Raw genomic sequence first — 18,768 nt, forward strand, 5'->3', positions numbered from 1 at the left:
CCGCTGGATCACTCCAGCGGCCCGCCCCTCCCGCGTACGCGTGCGTCAGTGGCCGGCCGAGTGGCTGGCGCCGCCCGACGGGGTGCCGGTGGCGGTCGGGGTCGCGGTGCCCGTCGGGGTGGCCGTGGAGCCGGGCTCCGCGCCGTGGCCCGCCTCGCCGGTCGGGGTGGCGGTGGCCGAACCCGTCGGCTTCGCGGCCGGGGGCTGCGGGATCTCGGTCGGGCCGTACTCCTTGAAGTAGCTGGTCGCCGGGACGACGAAGGCCTCCAGGGCCACGTCACCGGTCTTGCTCAGCTTGAAGACGAGCTCCTGCGCGTTGCCGTCCTTCACGGCCTCGTGGCCGTTCTCGATCGTGGCGGAGGCGTTGCCCTTGCCGCCGATGACGACCGAGCCGCCCGCGGCGATGGTGATCGGGCCCGAGCCCGTGGCGGGCTTGAGCTTCACCTGGCCGGGGGAGTCGCCCAGGGTGATCGAGTCGAGCGTCTGCGGCGTGCTGCCGTTGTTGAACACCGTCGCCGAGACGACGGCGGGACCCGCCGCGCCGACGGTCGGCTGGGTGATCACGAGGGCGTTCTGGATCTTGACGTCTTCCACCGTGACGGCGGCGTTGTCCGGCTTGACGCCGAGGGTCTGCGCGTTGTTCCCGGCGCCGCAGGCGGACAGCGAGGCGATCGAGATCACGATGGCGGTTGCGGCGAGGGCGCCGCGTCGAAGGCTGCGGCTCACGGCGGCGGCATCTCCTAGGACGTACGGAACAGGCATGGACGAGTCGGCTGGAGTCGAGCTCAGGACCAACCGGCTAAGGGCGAGCTAAAGGTGCGTCAGCGGGCTTAGGTTACCGAGCCACCCTCCCCCGCCCGCACCCGACCCGCCCCTTGAAGCCCCGCCCCTCCCCGCCCCCGTCCCGGCACCCCTGCCCGCGAGCATCCCGAACCCACTCCACGATGGCCTGATCACGTCGCATTGACGCGCCGTTCACATAACCGACTTGATCAATTCGGGGACCGTCCTCGCATCGCGCTCGCATTCCACCGCCCGGCTCACGGAAAAACCCGGTTCACACCTGCGGGTGATCAATTCGAGATTCGGTCCCGGATGCATCCGCACGGGTGGCCGATCCTCGAACGGAGTACGTGAGCTTGTACGCTCCGAACCCCCCAAAACGGGGCATCCCGCCCCCATCGGAGCCCCCCGGACCGGCGTGACGCCCGTGTTTCTCTCCGTCCGTGCAGCCGCTCCGACCTGCGAATACCGCCTTCCGGAAGCCCTCCGCAGCACGTCCCCGTCGCTGTTGTCAAGCCCCGAGATATGCCCTGACCTGCGAAAACGCCATTCAGAAGAAGCCGTTTCCGTGTTACCCTGGATAGCCACGGAAGGGGTACCTGTCACATGACGTTCAAGGTTGGCGACACCGTGGTCTATCCCCATCACGGGGCCGCGCTGATCGAGGCCATCGAAACTCGCCAGATCAAAGGCGTGGACAAGACCTACTTGGTGCTCAAGGTCGCCCAGGGCGACCTGACGGTTCGTGTGCCGGCGGACAATGCGGAGTTCGTCGGTGTTCGCGATGTAGTCGGTCAGGATGGGCTGGACCGGGTCTTCGAGGTGCTGCGCGCGCCGTACGCCGAGGAGCCCACGAACTGGTCCCGACGCTACAAGGCAAACCTCGAGAAGCTCGCCTCCGGCGATGTCATCAAGGTCGCCGAAGTGGTCCGCGACCTCTGGCGCCGGGAGCGCGAGCGCGGACTCTCCGCAGGTGAGAAGCGCATGCTCGCCAAGGCTCGGCAGATCCTGGTGAGCGAGCTGGCGCTCGCGGAGAACACGAACGAGGACAAGGCCGAGGCTCTCCTCGACGAGGTCCTCGCGTCCTGAATGAAGCGATGCCGCGGTGCCCGTTGGCGTGCTGTGTTCCACACAGCGCTGCCGCCGGGCGCTGCGGCATGTTTCGTCTCAGGAGCCTCAAGCCCTGAGCGCCGGTGACGCCCGCGGGGCCGAGGAGCGGCGTACGAGGTGACGTCCGTCTCGTGACGCGTCCGTCCACGAAACTCCCGTATCCCCAACCCCCTCGCGTCCCACAGATCGCGTCCCACGGACCTTGTGCCACGCGCCACGCCCCGACCGTCGTCACGGAAAGGGCCCGGTCAAGGCGGTGCGCCGGCACTCCCCCCAGCCTTCGGCCGGGGGCACCCCCAGGGCCATACCCATGTCCGCCGAGGAAACAAACCTGCCGGAGTGCAACCGATGACTGACGAAACGCGTCCCACACGGACCGCCGTGGTGATCCCCGCGGCGGGCCGGGGCGTACGCCTCGGCCCGGGCGCCCCCAAGGCGCTCCGCGCGCTGAACGGCACCCCCATGCTCATCCACGCCGTCCGGGCGATGGCCGCCTCCCGTGCCGTCTCCCTCGTCGTCGTGGTCGCTCCCTCGGACGGCGCCGTCGAGGTCAAGAACCTCCTCGACGACCACGCGCTGCCCGAGCGCACCGACTACCTCGTCGTCCCCGGCGGTGACACCCGCCAGGAATCCGTACGCCTCGGTCTCGCGGCGCTCCCCGAGGGCGTCACCACCGTCCTCGTCCACGACGCGGCCCGCCCGCTCGTCCCCGTCGACACCGTCGACTCGGTCATCGAGGCCGTCCGCGACGGGGCCGTCGCCGTCGTCCCCGCACTGCCGGTGTCCGACACCGTCAAGGAGGTCGAGCCCGCGGCGACGAAGGGCGACCCCGAGAGCGTCGTCGCGACCCCCGAGCGCTCCCGGCTGCGCGCCGTCCAGACCCCGCAGGGCTTCGACTACGAGACCCTCGTCAACGCGCACGCGACCGTCGCCCTCACCGGTGACGGCGCCACCGACGACGCCGGCATGGTCGAACGGCTCGGCGCGCCCGTCGTCGTCGTGCCCGGCCACGAGGAGGCGTTCAAGGTGACCCGCCCGCTGGACCTCGTACTCGCCGAGGCCGTACTCGCCCGCCGGAGGGCCAACGATGGCTTCTGAGCCGCTGAACGCGCCCCTCATCCCGCGGACCGGCATCGGCACCGACGTCCACGCCTTCGAGAAGGGCCGCGAACTCTGGTGCGCCGGCCTCCTCTGGGAGGGCGAGGAGTACGGCCTCGCCGGGCACTCCGACGGTGACGTCGCCGCCCACGCCGCCTGCGACGCGCTCTTCTCCGCCGCCGGCATCGGCGACCTCGGCGCCCACTTCGGCACCTCCCGCCCCGAGTGGTCGGGCGCCTCGGGCGTCACCCTCCTCACCGAGGCCGCCCGGATCGTCCGCGCCGAGGGGTACGAGATCGGCAACGTCGCCGTCCAGGTCATCGGCGTACGCCCCAAGGTCGGCAAGCGCCGCGACGAGGCGCAGAAGGCGCTGAGCGCGGCCGTCGGCGCCCCCGTCTCCGTCTCCGGCACCACGACGGACGGCCTCGGCCTCACCGGCCGCGCGGAGGGCCTGGCCGCCCTCGCGACCGCGCTGGTGTACCGCACCGCCTGACGCACACAGGGACGTACACAGGGACGCACACCGGGACGTACGCCTTCGGGGGTCACCGAAAATCTCGCCCCGCGACCGGCAATCGGTCGCGGGGCACTACCACACGCCCACTACCCTGGAGTGGTGACTATTCGCCTGTACGACACCAGCGCCCGGCAGATCCGTGACTTCACCCCGCTCACACCGGGCACCGTCTCGATCTACCTCTGTGGCGCCACCGTGCAGGCCGCCCCGCACATCGGGCACATCCGGTCGGGGCTGAACTTCGACATCATGCGCCGCTGGTTCGAGTACCGCGGCTACGACGTCACGTTCGTCCGCAACGTCACCGACATCGACGACAAGATCATCGCCAAGGCCGCCGACCAGGGCCGCCCCTGGTGGTCCATCGGCTACGAGAACGAGCGCGCCTTCAACTCCGGCTACGACGCCCTCGGTTGCCTGCCGCCCACCTACGAGCCCCGCGCCACCGGCCATGTCACCGAAATGGTCGAGATGATGCGCGGGCTCATCGAGCGCGGCCACGCCTACGAGTCCGACGGCAGCGTGTACTTCAACGTCCGCTCGTTCCCCGGCTATCTCCAGCTCTCCAACCAGGACATCGACGACCTGCGCCAGCCCGACGAGGGCGTCTCCGGCAAGCGGGACCCGCGCGACTTCGCCATGTGGAAGGCGACCAAGCCCGGCGAGCCCGACTGGGAGACGCCGTGGGGCCGCGGCCGGCCCGGCTGGCACCTGGAGTGCTCGGCGATGGCCCACAAGTACCTGGGCTCCGCCTTCGACATCCACGGCGGCGGCCTCGACCTGATCTTCCCGCACCACGAGAACGAGATCGCCCAGGCCAAGGCGTTCGGCGACGACTTCGCCTCGTACTGGGTGCACAACGCCTGGGTCACCATGAGCGGCGAGAAGATGTCGAAGTCGCTCGGCAACTCGGTGCTCGTCTCCGAGATGGTGAAGAACTGGCGCCCCATCGTCCTGCGCTACTACCTGGGCACCCCGCACTACCGCTCGATGATCGAGTACAGCGAGGAGTCGCTGCGCGAGGCCGAGGCCGCGTTCGCGCGGATCGAGGGCTTCGTCCAGCGCGTCACCGAGAAGGCGGGCAAGACCGTGCCGCCGGCCCCCGAGGTGCCGCCCGCGTTCGCCGAGGCGATGGACGACGACCTGGGCGTCCCGCAGGCGCTCGCGATCATCCACACCACCGTCCGCCAGGGCAACAGCGCCCTCGCCGCCGACGACAAGGACGAGGCCATCGCCCGCCTGGCCGAGGTCCGGGCCATGCTCGGCGTCCTCGGCCTCGACCCCCTCGACCCGCACTGGGCCGAGGAGAGCGACCGGGGCGAGGAGCTCCACGGCGTCGTCGACACGCTTGTACGCATGGTGCTCCACCAGCGCGAGTCGGCCCGGGAGCGCAAGGACTGGGCCACCGCGGACGCGATCCGCGACCAGCTCGCCCAGTCCGGCCTCGCCATCGAGGACAGCCCCGAAGGCCCCCGCTGGACGCTGGGCAGCCGCTGATGATGTGCCGCTCGGGCAGCCGGGCGGCACACTTCACTTACAGACCTATGTACGGACGTGAACGCACGTGCGTACGCAACACCGAGGATTAGGTAGTCATGGCCGGGAACAGCCAGCGCAGGAACCGCCGTACGTCCAACAAGAAGGGCGCGACGGTCGGCAGCGGTGGCCAGCGGCGCAAGGGCCTCGAAGGCAAGGGCCCCACGCCGAAGGCCGAGGACCGCAAGGGCCACAAGGCGTTCCGCGTCTCCAACGCCATCGCCCGACAGGCCGCCAAGCGCCGCCCCGCGCCCCGTCGCGGCGGCCCCAAGGGCACCTCGGAGATGGTCGTCGGCCGTAACCCGGTCTTCGAGGCGCTCCGCGACGGCGTGCCCGCGACCACGCTCTACGTCCAGCAGTTCATCGACAACGACGAGCGCGTCCGCGACGTGCTGAAGCTCGCCGGTGACCGGGGCAACATCCACCTGATGGAGGCCCCGCGCCAGGAGCTGGACCGGATGACGAACGGCCTGAACCACCAGGGCGTCGTCCTGCAGGTCCCGCCGTACGAGTACGCGCACCCCGAGGACCTCACGGCGGCCGCCTACGACGCCCACGAGGACCCGCTGATCGTGGCCCTCGACGGCGTCACCGACCCCCGCAACCTCGGCGCGATCGTCCGCTCCACCTCCGCCTTCGGCGGTCACGGCGTGGTCGTCCCCGAGCGCCGCGCGGCCGGGATGACCGCGGGCGCCTGGAAGTCCTCGGCCGGCACCGCCGCCCGTACGCCGGTCTCCCGCGTCACCAACCTGACGCGCGCCCTGGAGGGCTTCCAGAAGGAGGGCCTCACGGTCGTCGGCCTCGCCGCCGACGGCGAGCACACGGTCGAGGACCTCGAGGCGCTCGACGGCCCGGTCGTCATCGTCATCGGCAGCGAGGGCAAGGGCCTGGGCCGCCTCGTCGGCGAGACCTGCGACTACCGCGTCCGCATCTCGATGCCCGGTGGCGCCGAGTCGCTGAACGCCGGTGTCGCCGCGGGCATCGTCCTCTACGAGGTCGCGCGCCGCCGCGCGAAGTGACGCCGGTACGACACTCGGGGAAGGGCCCAGCTCGCTGAGCTGGGCCCTTTCGCGTACATCGGCACAGATGGCGCGATCTTGACGGGTCTCGGACATTCCGAGCACGTCAAGGCAGTGTCCAAACCCCCCGTCACTCGGTTAGATGAGTGTGGACACCAGAACGCCCCGGCCGGGGTTCGACGATCAGCCCGCGCTGAGCATGCTCAAGGTGCATTCCGATCCCGCGCAGGTCATCGTGAACCACGCCAGCTTCCGTGTGCGGCTCGCGCCGGCCCAGCAGCCGAAGTTCGCCGCCGCCTCTCGCGGTCCGGCCCTCGCCGGAGTGGCAGCGGCGGGCGGGTCCGCCGGGCGCCGCCGCCCCGTCGTGTGGACCGGCAAGTCCTCACCCGGGGCAACCGGGCTGCTCCAGGCCGTCCGGGAGTCGTCCGTCTCCACTATGGAGCCCCCCGGGCACCTCGACGCGGGCGCCACGCAGGCCATCCCGCGCATCGACGACACCATGCCGACACCCGTCGTCCCCGCCGACGTGCCGCTGCTTCCCCCCATGCGCCGCGCCGAAGGCGCCTTCGACCAGCCGTACGAGACTCCGTACGAGCTGTCGCGCGACGGCTCGCACCGCGAGGGCCTGTACGGAGGCGCGGGTTACGGGCACGGGGAGGGGGCGGACGGTGACGAGTACGGCGCCCGCGCGTCGCAGCGCCACGGCGCCGACCCGGTCCGGCACGCCTACTACCCCGGGCGCCGGATGAACCTCGGCGTCGTCCTCCTCCCGCTCCGCGTCTTCCTCGGCTTCATCTCCATCTACGCGGGCATGGGCAAGCTCTGCGACCCCGTCTACTTCGACGGCGGCGAGCGCGGCTCCATGGTCAAGTGGCTCAACTCGCTGAACCCCTGGGCCCTCGCCGAACCGCTGCGCGACTTCGCCCTCCAGCACCCGGTCGGCGCCGGACTGACCGTCGCCTTCCTCCAGGTCGTCGTCGGCGTCCTCACCGTCCTCGGCCTCTGGCAGCGGGTCGGCGCCGTCATCGGCGCCCTGCTCTCGGCGGCCCTGCTCCTGACCGTCAGCTGGAAGACCGTCCCGGTCTACGACTCGGCCGACATCATCTTCCTGGCCGCCTGGTCCCCGCTGATCATCGCGGGCGCCCCCGTCTACTCCATCGACGGCCGCCTGGCCGGCGAGGCCTGGCGCAGGCTCGGCCCGCGCTCGGAGCTGTGGGACCTGCGCCGCCGTGTCCTGCGCCGCGGCGCGCTCGTCACCTCGGTCGTCGTCGGCCTGACGCTGCTCGTCGGCTCGGTGCTCGGCGGGGCGGTGCGGTCGGCGGAGATGGTCACCGTGCCCGGTCCGAACGACGACCCGATCAACCACCTGCCCGGCCGGACGCTCCCCGCGGAGCCCGGCGAGCGCACCCCGTCCCAGTCCGCCTCCACGCGGCCCAAGCCGTCGGCGACGCAGGGCGCGAGCGGGGAGACCGAGAAGGACGAGACGGCCGAGCCGACCGAGTCCGCCCGCGAGACCGGCCGGGCGGAGAGCAGCCGGCCGACCGCGACACAGGGCACCGGCACCCGTACGCCGACCCAGTCGAGGCCGGCGGCCCCGCCGTCGACCAGCTCGGGCCCGACGAGCTCGGGCGGCTCGAACGGCGGCGGAAGCGGCGGCGGCACGGGGACGAGCGAGCCGACGAGCGGCTCGTCGTCGGGCGGGAGCGGCGGGAACAGGAACCCGATCGGCGGCCTGCTGGGCTGAGGGCAGGGAGTACGTAGGGAGTACGTACAAACGCCGAAGGGCGGCACCGCGAGAGAAGCGGTCGCCGCCCTTCGGCGTACGTACGCGTACATACGCGTACGTGTTCAGGGAGTCTCAGAGGGCGCCCTGGGCGGCCAACTCCTTGGCGGCCTCGGTGAGGTCCTTGGCGGTGTCGATGGCGCGCCAGTAGGCCCCCTGGGGCAGCGGGAAGCCGGCGAGGCGACGCTCCCGGGCGAGCCGGGGGAAGGTGGTGCGCTCGTGGTCGCCCAGGTCGGGGAGAAGCTCGGTGAACGCGGCGGAGAAGACGTACACGCCCGCGTTGATGAGGTACGGCGACGGCGGCGACTCGATGAAGTCGGTGATGTGCCCGAAGGTGTCGGTCTCGACGGCCCCCCACGGGATGCGGGGGCGGGCGAGGGCGAGGGTGGCGGTGGCGTCGCGTTCGGCGTGGAAGGCGGCCATCTCACGCAGGGAGAAGCGGGTCCAGATGTCGCCGTTGGTGGCGTACCAGGGCTGTGTGGGCTCGGGCAGGTGCGCGGCGGCGTACTTGAGGCCGCCGCCACGGCCGAGCGGCTCGGGTTCGACGACGGTCTTCACGCGCAGCGGAAGATCGGCGGAGGCGAGCCAGTCCTGGAGCACCTCGGCGAGATGGCCGCAGGACACGACGGCGTCGGTCACGCCCTCGGCGGCGAGCCAGGACAGCTGATGGCCGATGATCGGGGTCCCGGTGCCGGGGATCTCGACCATCGGCTTGGGGCGGTCGTCGGTGTAGGGGCGCAGGCGCGAGCCCTGGCCGCCCGCCAGGACCACGGCCTGCGTCGGGGAGGTTTCCATACCGCGAACGATATGCGCACCGGGTGAGGCAGCCGTTCAGCGTCGGGCGTCAGCTCGCGTACATCACACCGGTCGCGAATGAGGTGTCGCAGACCGGGCGGGAGTAGGACTGGGCGCGGGTGGGGCCGTAGTGGCGTACGGCGGCCTTGCCGAGGGCGCGGGCGATGGACATGCAGTGCTTGGCGAGGGAGGGGGTGTTCTCGATCTCGCGCTGGAGGTGCGTCAACGCGGTGCCGGGGTCCTTCTCCTGAAGCTCAGCGAGGAGGCGGTCGCGCAGAATATCCTGCGGGGCACGGGACTTGGCGGGGACGGAGACGTCCTCGGAGGATGCGGTGAGCATCTGGGTGTCGGACCCCTTGCCGGCCCACGGGACGGCGGAGACCGCGAGCGTCCCGGAGAGCACCAGGACGACGGGCAGGACGAGGGCGAGAGAGCGGCCGATACGGCGGGCAGTGTGCGTCACGGAGGCGAGCGTAGCGGCCGGTGATGATATGGCGACATTTAGTCACTCTCGCGGGGGATGGTTCGAGGCGGCTTTTCGATTCGGGTGTTGACGAGGTGCCCGAATTGGGTGCTGTGCCGGGGTATTTGTCGACATACCCGATGGCTACGTGAACGGCCCCGTATCTGCAAGAGATACGGGGCCGTTCAGCGGTGCTGCGGGGTGGGTCAGCCGTCAGCCGTCAGCCGTCAGCCGTCAGCCGGAGAGCCGTTCACCGGTGGAGGTCGAGAAGACGTGCAGCTCGTCGGGGCGCGGCACGACGTGGAGCGTGGAGCCCTTCTCGGGGACGGCGCGGCCGCCGACGCGGACGACCAGGTCCTTGTCCTCGCTGCCGACGCGGGCGGAGCCGTAGACGTAACCGTCGGCGCCGAGCTCCTCGACGACGTTGACGGAGACGGCCAGCCCTTCCTTGCTGGTGGCGCCCGAGACGTCGAAGTGCTCGGGGCGGATGCCGACCGTCACGGTCGTGTCGCCCTTGCCGGAGGCGGCGGAGAGCGCGTCGCGGGAGACCGGGACGACGCTGTTGCCGAACTTCACGCCGCCGTCGGTGATCGGGACCTCGATCAGGTTCATGGCGGGGGAGCCGATGAAGCCGGCGACGAAGAGGTTGGCCGGACGGTCGTACATGTTGCGCGGCGAGTCGACCTGCTGGAGCAGCCCGTCCTTGAGGACGGCGACGCGGTCGCCCATGGTGAGGGCCTCGACCTGGTCGTGGGTGACGTACACGGTCGTGATGCCGAGCCGGCGCTGGAGCGAGGCGATCTGCGTACGGGTGGACACACGGAGCTTGGCGTCGAGGTTCGACAGCGGCTCGTCCATGAGGAAGACCTGGGGCTCACGCACGATGGCGCGCCCCATCGCCACACGCTGACGCTGACCGCCGGAGAGCGCCTTGGGCTTGCGGTCCAGGTACGGGGTGAGGTCGAGGATCTTGGCGGCCTCTTCGACCTTGGCGCGGATCTCGCTCTTGTTGACGCCGGCGATCTTGAGGGCGAAGCCCATGTTGTCGGCGACGCTCATGTGCGGGTAGAGCGCGTAGTTCTGGAACACCATGGCGATGTCCCGGTCCTTGGGCGGCAGGTGCGTGACGTCGCGGTCACCGATGCGGATGGAGCCGCCGTTGACGTCCTCGAGCCCGGCGAGCATCCGCAGGGAGGTGGACTTACCGCAGCCGGAGGGCCCGACGAGGACGAGGAACTCGCCGTCCTCGATCTCGATCTCGAGCTGGTCGACGGCGGGCTTGTCGGAACCCGGGTAGAGCCGGGTCGCCTTGTCGAACGTGACAGAAGCCATGATGGCGTGTCCCTTCACCGGCAGGAACGTGCCGGACGATCCGAGTAAAGGAAGGATTGAGGTCTAGTCCACCGGAGTGAACCGGGGGTGACGCTACCTTGGCGATGTCCGATCTGTCAGTAGTCGGGGACGCAGAGATTTTCGACGGGGGCTCGCTCCTGGGCAGAGCAGCACTTTTTTGACCCGCGCCTTCGGTGGCAGAGCAGCTGACTCTTGGCCCTGCCATCTCTATGGCGCTTCATGCTTCAACACCCATCGCCGAACCAGTACGGCCCTGAGGGCCGCACAGAGCCGGTCTTACGCGGGCTCCACATGCATTCCGGACCGACGGCCCGTCGGTCCGTACTGATCGTCGGCCTACGCAGCCAGCACAGCGTCTGGCAGTTCCGAGGCTCGGATCAAGGAAGGCGCGGCCCTGCCGGGCGGCAGGGCCGCCGCCACCAACCAGTACAGCCGCATCCCCTCGTCCCGGAGATTGACGGCTGCGTTCCTATCCCGGCCGTGTACGACACCGCACTCCGCGCAGGTCCACTCCCGAACGGAGACGTCCAGTCGAGGCCCCTTGGTGTGGCAAGTAGAGCAACGGCGAGTCGAAGGGAAGAACCGGTCCACGATCACCAGGGTTCGCCCGTACCACTCGCACTTGTAGCGCAGCTGGCGCAGCAGCTCACCCCAGGCCGCATCCCGGATCGTCTGGTTCAGCTTCGCCTTTCGTCGCCGCCCCTTCCCGACAGCCGGACGCATCAGGTTGGCGATGGGCAGGTCCTCCACCACGAGCACTTGGTTCTCGCGCACGAGGCGGGTGGTGAACTGATCCAACAGATCCCTGCGGACATCGCCGATGAGCGCGTACAGACGCGCGATGCGCACCCTCGCCTTCCCCCGGTTCTTCGAACCTCGCTTCTTACGATGCATCTGCCGCTGGCGATGGGCCAGCTCCTCCCCGTACTTCTTCAGCAGACGCGGGTGCTCAAGCACAGAGCCGTCGTCCAGAGTCACCAGAGCCGCAAGACCAAGATCCAGACCCACCGCCTTCGGCTCGGAGCCGCCGGACAGGAACACGGGTGGCAGCGGCTCGATCCGCTCCTCCACCAGGACGGATAGGAAGAAGCGCCCCGCACGGTCCCGCGTCACATTCAGCCGCACCGGCATCTGCCCGGCCGGCAGCGGACGCGACCACCGGACATCCAGCGGTGTCGTCTGCTTCGCCAGCGTCACGAGACCGGTGCCAGGGCGCTCGGGATCCTCGACCCACCGAAAGCCGGTCCTGACGTACACCGCTGAATCCCGCGACCGGCCCTTCTTCTTCTGCTTCGGGTACTTCGCCGACATCTTGAAGAACCGCGAGAACGCCCCGTCCAGATGTCGCAGCGCCTGCTGCAATACCGTCGACGACACCTCACGTAACCATTCCCTCCCCTCCTCTCTCTTCCATCCGGTCAGAGCCCGGCAGGTCTCCGCGAACCCGACAGAGACGCGGTGCTGCTCCCAGGCACCCGACCGGAGGGCCAGGCCCTCGTTGTAGACCCAACGGCAGGCGCCGAAGGTCTGGATCAGCTGCTCGGCCTGGTCGGGGCATGGATAGAAGCGGTAGCGGTAGACCCGCTGCTGCGTGCCCGCTTGCTTGACCCGTTGTCGCATCACCCCAGAAGCGCGACCGTGCCTCTCATGCCGGTCGGCGATGCCCAGCGCGTCACGCTTCACGCGCTTGGCTTCAGCACCGACGACCCGTACCGGCTCCTCCTCCGATGGCTCGGCCATCGCCCCTCCCCACCCTGCTGTCTGATATTCGGAACGGCACTCCAGTCCGGTCAACGAACGTGTGGGCGGGTGGTTACGGTGGTCGTGAAGTTCTTGGCTGGGGGTTCGCAGAGCTGTGTAGAGTGGGGGAGCCCCTCGCGCGCGGGCGAAAGCGTGCGATGCCTCCTTAGCTCAGCCCGGTCGAGAGCGCCGCACTTGTAATGCGAAGGTCGTCGGTTCGAATCCGACAGGAGGCTCCACCAATCTCGTGTCCCGGACCACACAGGTCCGGGACACTTGTGCGTTACGGGGGCGTATTTGGACGGGGTGTTTCTGGGGAGGGGTGCGGCGGATGAGTCGTCGTTCCAGTGGGCTGATCGGTGCGTGGGCCGAGGCGCAGCGTTTGGCACAGCGGGAGCGGGAAGGGCAGCTGCAGGCGGTGCTGCGGCAGCAGCGGGACGCGGAGCGGGTGCAGCGGTCGCATGAGCGGGATGTGGCGCGGATGCAGCGGGAGCAGCGTGCCGCGTATCGGCAGCATCGTGATGCGGATGCGTTGCGGCGGACTCGGGAGTTGGACGAGCGGGTCGAGGTGCTGTCCGGGCTGTTGGCGCGGGGGTGTCGGGCTGCGGCGTTCGGTGTGGAGTCGATGCGGCGGTCGGAGGAGATCGAGCCGTTCGCTCCAGGGCCGCTCGCGCAGCCGGTGGTGATGCCGGATCAGCGGCGCTATCTGGGGCAGGGAGGTTGGACGGCGTCGGGGCGGGCGCAGGCGGAGCAGGAGGCGCGGGCGCGGTTCGAGCGGGATTGGTACGCGGCGCAGGCTGCGGAGGGGCAGCGCCAGCAGCAGTTGGCCGCCTACCGGCGTCAGTACGACGAGTGGGCCGCGGGGCGCTTGGCTGAGATCCGGGCGCACAACAGCGGGATCGCCGGGATGGTGGAGTCTCTGCGGGCGGGGGACCCGGAGACGGTGGTGGAGTTCTTCTCGGCGGTTCTGTACGCGTCGATGGCGTGGCCGGAGGGGTTTCCGCGGCAGGTGTCGGCTGCGTATGACCGTGGGGGGCGCGGGCTGGTTCTGGACTGGGATCTGCCGGGGTTCGAGGTCGTGCCGGGGGCGAAGGGCGTCAAGTATCTGCCCAGTACCGACCAGGACAAGGAGGTTCCGCGGCCGGTGCCGCAGCGGCGGGCGCTGTACCGGGACGTGGTGGCGCAGAGTGTGCTGCTCGCGGTGCGGGATCTGTTTGCCGCTGACCGGTTCGGTGTCCTGGAGGGGGTGGCACTGAACGGCTTTGTGGGTGGGGTGGATCCGGCGACGGGGTTGGCGGCGCGTGTCTGCGTCGCGTCGGTGTTGGTGGAGCGTTCGGTCTTCGACGGGCTCAATCTTGAGTTGGTCAGTGCGGTGGAGTGTCTGACGGGGGCGGTGTCGGGGCGTCTGTCCGCGAAGCCTGATGAGCGGGTGGCGGTGGTGCCTCTGCTCGTGCCGGAGCGGGTGGCGTCCGGGGTGGTGTCGCATGGTGAGGGCGAGGAGCCCGATCTCTTGGCGATGGATCCGATCGCGTTCGAGGGGCTGGTCGCGGAGTTGTTCCGGGCGCGGGGGCTGCAGGCGGTGACGACGCGGCGTTCCAACGATGGTGGTGTGGACGTAGAGGCGTTGGACCCGGATCCGATCAGTGGTGGGTCGATCGTCGTGCAGGTGAAGCGGTATCGGAACACGGTGCCGCCGAGTGCGGTGCGCGATCTGTACGGGACGGTCCAGGGGGCGGGTGCGAACAAGGGGGTTTTGGTGACGACGTCCGAGTTCGGGCCGGGCTCGTACACCTTCGCCAATGGGAAGCCGTTGACGTTGATCTCGGGTGCGGAGTTGGTGGATCTGCTGCATCAGCACGGTTTGCGGGGCCGGCTGGGGACGGGGGTGTCGGAGGCGGTGACGGTGGTGTCCGAGGCGTTGGCTCCAGCCGGGGCGGATGATGAGGTCAACGTGCTGGGGATGGTGTGGTCGGGGTCGGTGGCCCTGGATGTGTGCGCGTTGGTGTGTGAGGGGGGCCGGGTGCTCGGGGAGGAGTATTTCGTCTTCTTCAACAACGCTTCGACGCCGGATGGTGTGGTGCGGATGGTGCCTGCGTTGTGGGGGGACAAGGCTGCTGTCCGGGTGGGCTTCGATGCTCTGCCTGCGCGGGCGGATCGGCTGGTGCTGGTGGCGGCTGTCGATCCTGAGGTGAATCCGGAAGCGGACCTCGCCGGGTTCGTGGACGCGGGCATCCGGCTGCGGGATGGTTCGGGCGCCGAGCTGGATCAGCTGCAGGTGTCTGAGGGCCGGGCCGGTGAGACTGCTCTGGTACTGGGGTCGTTCCGGCGGCGCTCGGGGGGCGACTGGGATTTCGTGCTGGGAGGCAGGGGCTACAGGGGCGGGTTGGCGGAGTTGGTGGGTGACTTCGGTATCGAGGTCGAGTAGGAGCCCTTGGGTCGGAGGGCGCAGACCTTCGGATCTCCGATCTCTGCTTCCGGGGAACGGGTGGGGCCCGGATCGGCGTATGTGCCGGTCCGGGCCCTGTCGACGTCGGTGGGGTCGCCGTCAGCGGCCTGAGAGTTTGTTGGCCAGGGTGGCGATGGGGGAGGTCGTTGCCGTGTGGGTGGTGGATTCGGTGTGGTCTGCCTGGCGGTAGGCCGCGTACATGGTTTGGACGCCGAGCCAGCGGAGGGGTTCCGGTTCCCATTTGCGGACCTTGTGGTTGACCCAGGGGAGGGCCGTCAGGTCTGTGGGGCCCGACTGGCCCGAGTCCTGTTGGATCAGGTCGCGCAGGGTGCGGGCTGCCAGGTTGGTTGTGGCTACGCCCGAGCCGACGTAGCCGCCCGCCCAGCCCAGGCCCGTCGAGCGGTCCAGGGTGACCGTCGCGCACCAGTCGCGGGGGACGCCCAGGACGCCGGACCAGGCGTGGTCGATGCCGATGCCCGTGAGGGACGGGAAGAAGCGGGTGAGGATGTCGCGTAGGGCCTCGATCGTCTCGGGCTGCGTGCGGCCGTCGTTGTCCGTCTTCGAGCCGTAGCGGTACGGGACGCCTCGGCCGCCCAGGGCGATGCGGCCGTCCGCCGTGCGTTGGGCGTACATGTACGCGTGCGCCATGTCGCCCAGGGTTTCGCCGCCCTGCCAGCCGATCTCTGCCCACTGGGCGTCGGTGAGAGGTTCCGTCGCGATCATTGAGGAGTTCATCGGCAGCCAGGTGCGGCGCTGGCCGGCGAGGGATGCCGTGAAGCCCTCGGTGCAGCGCAGGACGTACGGCGCGCGGACCGTCCCGTACGGGGTGATCGCGTGCTTCGGCTTGATCTCCGTGACCGGGGTCGACTCGTGGATCGTCACGCCGAGCGCCTCGACCGCCGCCGCGAGGCCCTTGACCAGCTTCACCGGGTGCAGGCTGGCGCCGTGCGGGGTCCAGGACGAGCCGACCGCGCCGGCGACCCGGATGCGGTCGGCCGTCTCCCGGGCGCCGTACAGCTCGCGTTCCTTCTCGCCGAACGCGATCTCCACCGCGTGGAAGGCCTTGAGGCGGGTCAGCTGGGCCGGCGAGTTCGCGATCTCCAGGACGCCGCCGCGGTTGATGTCCGCGTCGATGTTCTCCGCCGCGCAGATCTGCATGACCTCGGTGACCGTGTCGTTCATCGCTTGCTGGAGGCGGACCGCCGCCTCGTGGCCGTGCAGCTTCGCGTAGCGGTCGCGGCCTGCGATGCCGTTGTAGAGCCAGCCGCCGTTGCGGCCGGAGGCACCGTACCCGCAGAACTTGGCCTCGAGGACGGTGATGTTGAGGAAGGGGACCGCCTTCTTGAGGTAGTAGGCCGTCCACAGGCCGGTGTAGCCGCCACCGACGATGCATACGTCCGCCGTGGCGTCCCCGGGCAGCGGCTCGCGCGGGGCGGGGGCGCCCTCCTGCGCGTACCAGAACGAGATGCCGCCGTTGATCGTGCTGCTGCTGTTCCTGCTGTTCCTGCTGACCATGGGCGGGAGGGTACTGGATGGGTGGGGGCCTTGGACCCTGCCATCAGGGTCTTTCGGCGCGGGGCGGGGGTGCCGGGCGCGCCTAGGTTCGAGGGTGCGGATTTCGTTGCCGTCTCGCCCGTTCCGAAAGGACCCTTTCATGCCCGTACGCAGGACTGTTCGCGTTGCCGTGGCCCTGGTTGCGGCCGGGGCCGTCGCGCTGGCCGGGGCGGGATGTTCGTCCTCCGTCACGTCCGCGTCGGCGGCCGTGGCCGAGGACGCGGACGGGCCCACTGCCGTTGTCGGCGCGGGCCTTACGACCGTTGTGGAAGGGGCGAAGATCATCGTTGGGGATCCGAAGGCTCCGCATACCGCCACCGTGTATCTCGACCCGCGGTGCAGCTACTGCGCCAAGTTCGAGGAGGGCGGCGCCGTGGCGCTCGCGCAGGCGGCGGCCGAGGGGAAGGTACGGATCGAGTACGTCGTCGCCTCCTTCCTCGACGCGCGCTCGGGCGGTACGGCCTCGGCGCGCGCGGCGAACGCGATGCGGGCGGCGGCGGAGGCCGGGAAGTTCGCGGAGTTCCAGGCCGCGCTGTTCGCGGGTGGCGGGGCGGAGGATCCGCTGAAGGTCGCGGACCGGGTGGAGGGGCTGCGGAGCGCGGAGTTCGACCGGGCGGTACGGGAGGACACGTACCACGGCTGGGTCGCCTCGGCGGAGAAGGCTTTCGAGGACTCGGGGGTCGGCGGGACGCCGTCGGTGTTGGTCGACGGCCGGCAGGTGGGCGTGGGCGGCGACGCGCTGTACGACCAGGACGCGTTCGCTCGGGTGTTGCGGGACGCGGGGGTCTGAGGGGTCTGAGGGCGGGGTTTACTCGGGTGTGCCCTGCCGCGCTCGTGTGTAACTTCGTCCTGTGATCGAGATTCCCGCTGAACTGGCAGCGTCACAGGCGAAGTACAACGGGGAGGCCGGCCGCGCGTTCGTCGCGGCGCTGCCCGGGCGGGCGCGGGAGTTCCTGGACCGGTGGGGGCTGAGGGTCACCGGGCCCTCGATGTACGGGGTCGCCTCGCTGGTGCTGCCGGTGACCCGGAGCGCGGACGGTACGCGCGCGGCGCTGAAGATGCAGCTCCTCGACGAGGAGAGTGCGGGCGAGGCGGAGGCGCTGCGGATCTGGGACGGCGCCGGGGCCGTACGGCTGCTCGCGGAGGACGCAGGGACCGGCACGATGCTGCTGGAGCGGCTTGACGAGGGCCGGCACCTGTCGACGCTGGGGGACGCGCGGGAGGCGGTACGGATCCTCGCGGACCTGCTGGCCCGCCTGGTCGCCGTACCCGCGCCGGAGGGCCTGCGGGGGCTCGGGGAGATCGCGGCGCGGATGGTGGCGGACACCCCGGACGCGGCGGCCCGGCTCGGCGCGGAGGACGCGGCGCTGCTGCGGGACTGCGCGGCGGCGGTACGGGAGGTCATGGGCGAGCCTGGCGACCGGCTGCTCCACTGGGACCTGCACTACGACAACATCCTCGCGGCCGAGCGCGAGCCGTGGCTGGCGATCGACCCGAAGCCGCTCGCCGGGGACCCGGGGTTCGACCTGCTTCCGGCGCTGACGGACCTGTGGGGCGTGGATGGGGATGCGGACGGTGGCGCGGACGGCGACGGGGGTGCGGATCCGGCGGTCGTGACGCGGTGGCGGTTCGACCTGTTGACGGAGCGGCTCGGGCTCGATCGTGAGCGGGCGCTGGCGTGGACGCTGGGGCGCGTGCTGCAGAACGGGCTGTGGGACGTGGAGGACGGGGAGCCGGCCCTCGACCCGAATCAGGTCGTCATCGCCCGGAGCCTGATGGGTGGGATGAGTCGCGGGCGTTGAAGGTGGAAGGTGGTACGAGCACGCTGACGCGGTGCAGGCTGGGGACATGATTCGTACCGCCACACCTGCCGACGTGCCCGTGATCCACGCGATGGTCCGCGAACTCGCGGAGTACGAGAAGGCCCTCCACGAGGCCCGCGCGACCCCCGAACAGCTCCACGAGGCGCTCTTCGGCCCCCAGCCGGCCGCCTACGCCCACATCGCGGAGTCCCCCGAGGGCGAACCGGTGGGCTTCGCCCTGTGGTTCCTCAACTTCTCGACCTGGCGCGGGGTCCACGGCATCTACCTGGAGGACCTGTACGTCCGGCCGTCGAGCCGCGGCGGCGGCCACGGGAAGGCCCTGCTGGCCGAGTTGGCCCGGATCTGCGTGGAGCGCGGGTACGAGCGCCTCGAGTGGTCGGTCCTGGACTGGAACGAACCCGCCCTGGAGTTCTACAAGTCGCTCGGCGCGGTGTCCATGGACGAGTGGACGGTGAACCGGCTGACGGACGACGCCCTCCGCCGGCTGGGTGCGGGCGGGTAGCGCGATTGTCGCGTCAACTGGCTTGTGAATAAGCCGAGTTACGGGTCGCTAGCGAGTAGCCTGGATCCATGCACCTCATTGATCCGGGCGCATAGGGGAGCCGGCCCCGGCGGAGGCAGAGGGGGCCTCGCCGGGGCCGGTCTTTCCCTCCTCGTACGAGGTGGTTCCCCTGCCATCTCGGCGGTGAGCGTCAGCTCGCCGTAGGCCCGGACGAGGAGGTTGCAAGATGGCCGCAAAGGATAAGGA

16 protein-coding genes and 1 tRNA gene are annotated in these 18,768 nt (G+C 70.2%); 11 read left to right on the forward strand and 6 right to left on the reverse strand.

Going from position 1 to position 18,768, the window contains the following annotated elements; translation table 11 throughout:
- Positions 1–45: 45 nt before the first annotated feature.
- Complete coding sequence (locus ACFWRO_RS08790) at positions 46–726, reverse strand: DUF461 domain-containing protein (RefSeq protein ID WP_384506356.1); 681 nt, start codon at positions 724–726, stop codon at positions 46–48.
- A gap of 663 nt (positions 727–1,389) precedes the next feature.
- Here ACFWRO_RS08790 and ACFWRO_RS08795 point away from each other — a divergent pair.
- The 6 genes from ACFWRO_RS08795 to ACFWRO_RS08820 all read left to right on the forward strand — a co-directional run bounded on the left by ACFWRO_RS08795 (position 1,390) and on the right by ACFWRO_RS08820 (position 7,807).
- Positions 1,390–1,872 (forward strand): CarD family transcriptional regulator, encoded by a 483-nt coding sequence (locus tag ACFWRO_RS08795; RefSeq protein WP_003953493.1) that lies wholly within the window; start codon positions 1,390–1,392, stop codon positions 1,870–1,872.
- Positions 1,873–2,241: 369 nt separating this feature from the next.
- Positions 2,242–2,991, forward strand: coding sequence for a 2-C-methyl-D-erythritol 4-phosphate cytidylyltransferase (gene ispD / locus ACFWRO_RS08800; RefSeq protein WP_384506359.1), 750 nt, complete (start codon positions 2,242–2,244; stop codon positions 2,989–2,991).
- Positions 2,981–3,484: a 2-C-methyl-D-erythritol 2,4-cyclodiphosphate synthase gene (gene ispF, locus ACFWRO_RS08805; protein ID WP_384506361.1), complete on the forward strand. Its 504-nt coding sequence runs from the start codon at positions 2,981–2,983 to the stop codon at positions 3,482–3,484. The genes ispD and ispF overlap by 11 nt, the downstream gene beginning before the upstream one ends.
- 123 nt (positions 3,485–3,607) lie before the next feature.
- Positions 3,608–5,005: a cysteine--tRNA ligase gene (cysS, locus tag ACFWRO_RS08810; protein WP_384506364.1), complete on the forward strand. Its 1,398-nt coding sequence runs from the start codon at positions 3,608–3,610 to the stop codon at positions 5,003–5,005.
- Positions 5,006–5,103: 98 nt separating this feature from the next.
- Positions 5,104–6,063 (forward strand): 23S rRNA (guanosine(2251)-2'-O)-methyltransferase RlmB, encoded by a 960-nt coding sequence (gene rlmB, locus ACFWRO_RS08815; RefSeq protein ID WP_384506366.1) that lies wholly within the window; start codon positions 5,104–5,106, stop codon positions 6,061–6,063.
- A 142-nt stretch (positions 6,064–6,205) separates the two neighbouring features.
- Positions 6,206–7,807 (forward strand): DoxX family membrane protein, encoded by a 1,602-nt coding sequence (locus tag ACFWRO_RS08820; protein WP_384506369.1) that lies wholly within the window; start codon positions 6,206–6,208, stop codon positions 7,805–7,807.
- A 114-nt stretch (positions 7,808–7,921) separates the two neighbouring features.
- On the opposite strand, the gene ACFWRO_RS08825 is transcribed toward ACFWRO_RS08820, so the two are convergent.
- The 4 genes from ACFWRO_RS08825 to ACFWRO_RS08840 form a co-directional block, all read right to left on the reverse strand.
- On the reverse strand, positions 7,922–8,641 hold the full coding sequence (locus ACFWRO_RS08825; protein WP_384506372.1) for an NDP-sugar synthase: 720 nt from the start codon (positions 8,639–8,641) through the stop codon (positions 7,922–7,924).
- Between the two features lie 49 nt (positions 8,642–8,690).
- On the reverse strand, positions 8,691–9,104 hold the full coding sequence (locus ACFWRO_RS08830; protein WP_362007620.1) for a hypothetical protein: 414 nt from the start codon (positions 9,102–9,104) through the stop codon (positions 8,691–8,693).
- Between the two features lie 234 nt (positions 9,105–9,338).
- Complete coding sequence (locus tag ACFWRO_RS08835; RefSeq protein WP_384506377.1) at positions 9,339–10,436, reverse strand: ABC transporter ATP-binding protein; 1,098 nt, start codon at positions 10,434–10,436, stop codon at positions 9,339–9,341.
- Positions 10,437–10,793: 357 nt separating this feature from the next.
- Entirely contained in the window at positions 10,794–12,197 is a 1,404-nt protein-coding gene (locus tag ACFWRO_RS08840; protein WP_384506380.1) for an RNA-guided endonuclease InsQ/TnpB family protein, read from the reverse strand.
- 160 nt (positions 12,198–12,357) lie between these two features.
- On the opposite strand from ACFWRO_RS08840, the gene ACFWRO_RS08845 reads away from it, so the two are divergent.
- Positions 12,358–12,436: transfer RNA gene (locus ACFWRO_RS08845), tRNA-Thr, on the forward strand.
- Between the two features lie 92 nt (positions 12,437–12,528).
- A complete protein-coding gene (locus tag ACFWRO_RS08850; protein ID WP_384506383.1) occupies positions 12,529–14,622 on the forward strand; it encodes a restriction endonuclease in 2,094 nt (697 codons plus the stop codon).
- Positions 14,623–14,742: 120 nt separating this feature from the next.
- Here ACFWRO_RS08850 and ACFWRO_RS08855 read toward each other — a convergent pair whose 3' ends face one another.
- Positions 14,743–16,158 (reverse strand): NAD(P)/FAD-dependent oxidoreductase, encoded by a 1,416-nt coding sequence (locus tag ACFWRO_RS08855; protein WP_384506386.1) that lies wholly within the window; start codon positions 16,156–16,158, stop codon positions 14,743–14,745.
- Positions 16,159–16,297: 139 nt separating this feature from the next.
- Here ACFWRO_RS08855 and ACFWRO_RS08860 point away from each other — a divergent pair, with 139 nt between their 5' ends.
- The 3 genes from ACFWRO_RS08860 (at position 16,298) to ACFWRO_RS08870 (ending at position 18,522) form a co-directional block, all read left to right on the forward strand.
- Complete coding sequence (locus ACFWRO_RS08860) at positions 16,298–16,987, forward strand: DsbA family protein (RefSeq protein WP_384506389.1); 690 nt, start codon at positions 16,298–16,300, stop codon at positions 16,985–16,987.
- 61 nt (positions 16,988–17,048) lie between these two features.
- The gene (locus ACFWRO_RS08865) at positions 17,049–17,999 is read left to right on the forward strand and encodes an aminoglycoside phosphotransferase family protein (protein WP_384506392.1); all 951 of its coding nucleotides are present in this window, start codon (positions 17,049–17,051) and stop codon (positions 17,997–17,999) included.
- Between the two features lie 46 nt (positions 18,000–18,045).
- Positions 18,046–18,522: a GNAT family N-acetyltransferase gene (locus ACFWRO_RS08870; RefSeq protein WP_384506395.1), complete on the forward strand. Its 477-nt coding sequence runs from the start codon at positions 18,046–18,048 to the stop codon at positions 18,520–18,522.
- The last annotated feature ends 246 nt before the right edge of the window (positions 18,523–18,768 follow it).

Source organism: Streptomyces sp. NPDC058579, assembly GCF_042718575.1.
Classification (GTDB): domain Bacteria; phylum Actinomycetota; class Actinomycetes; order Streptomycetales; family Streptomycetaceae; genus Streptomyces.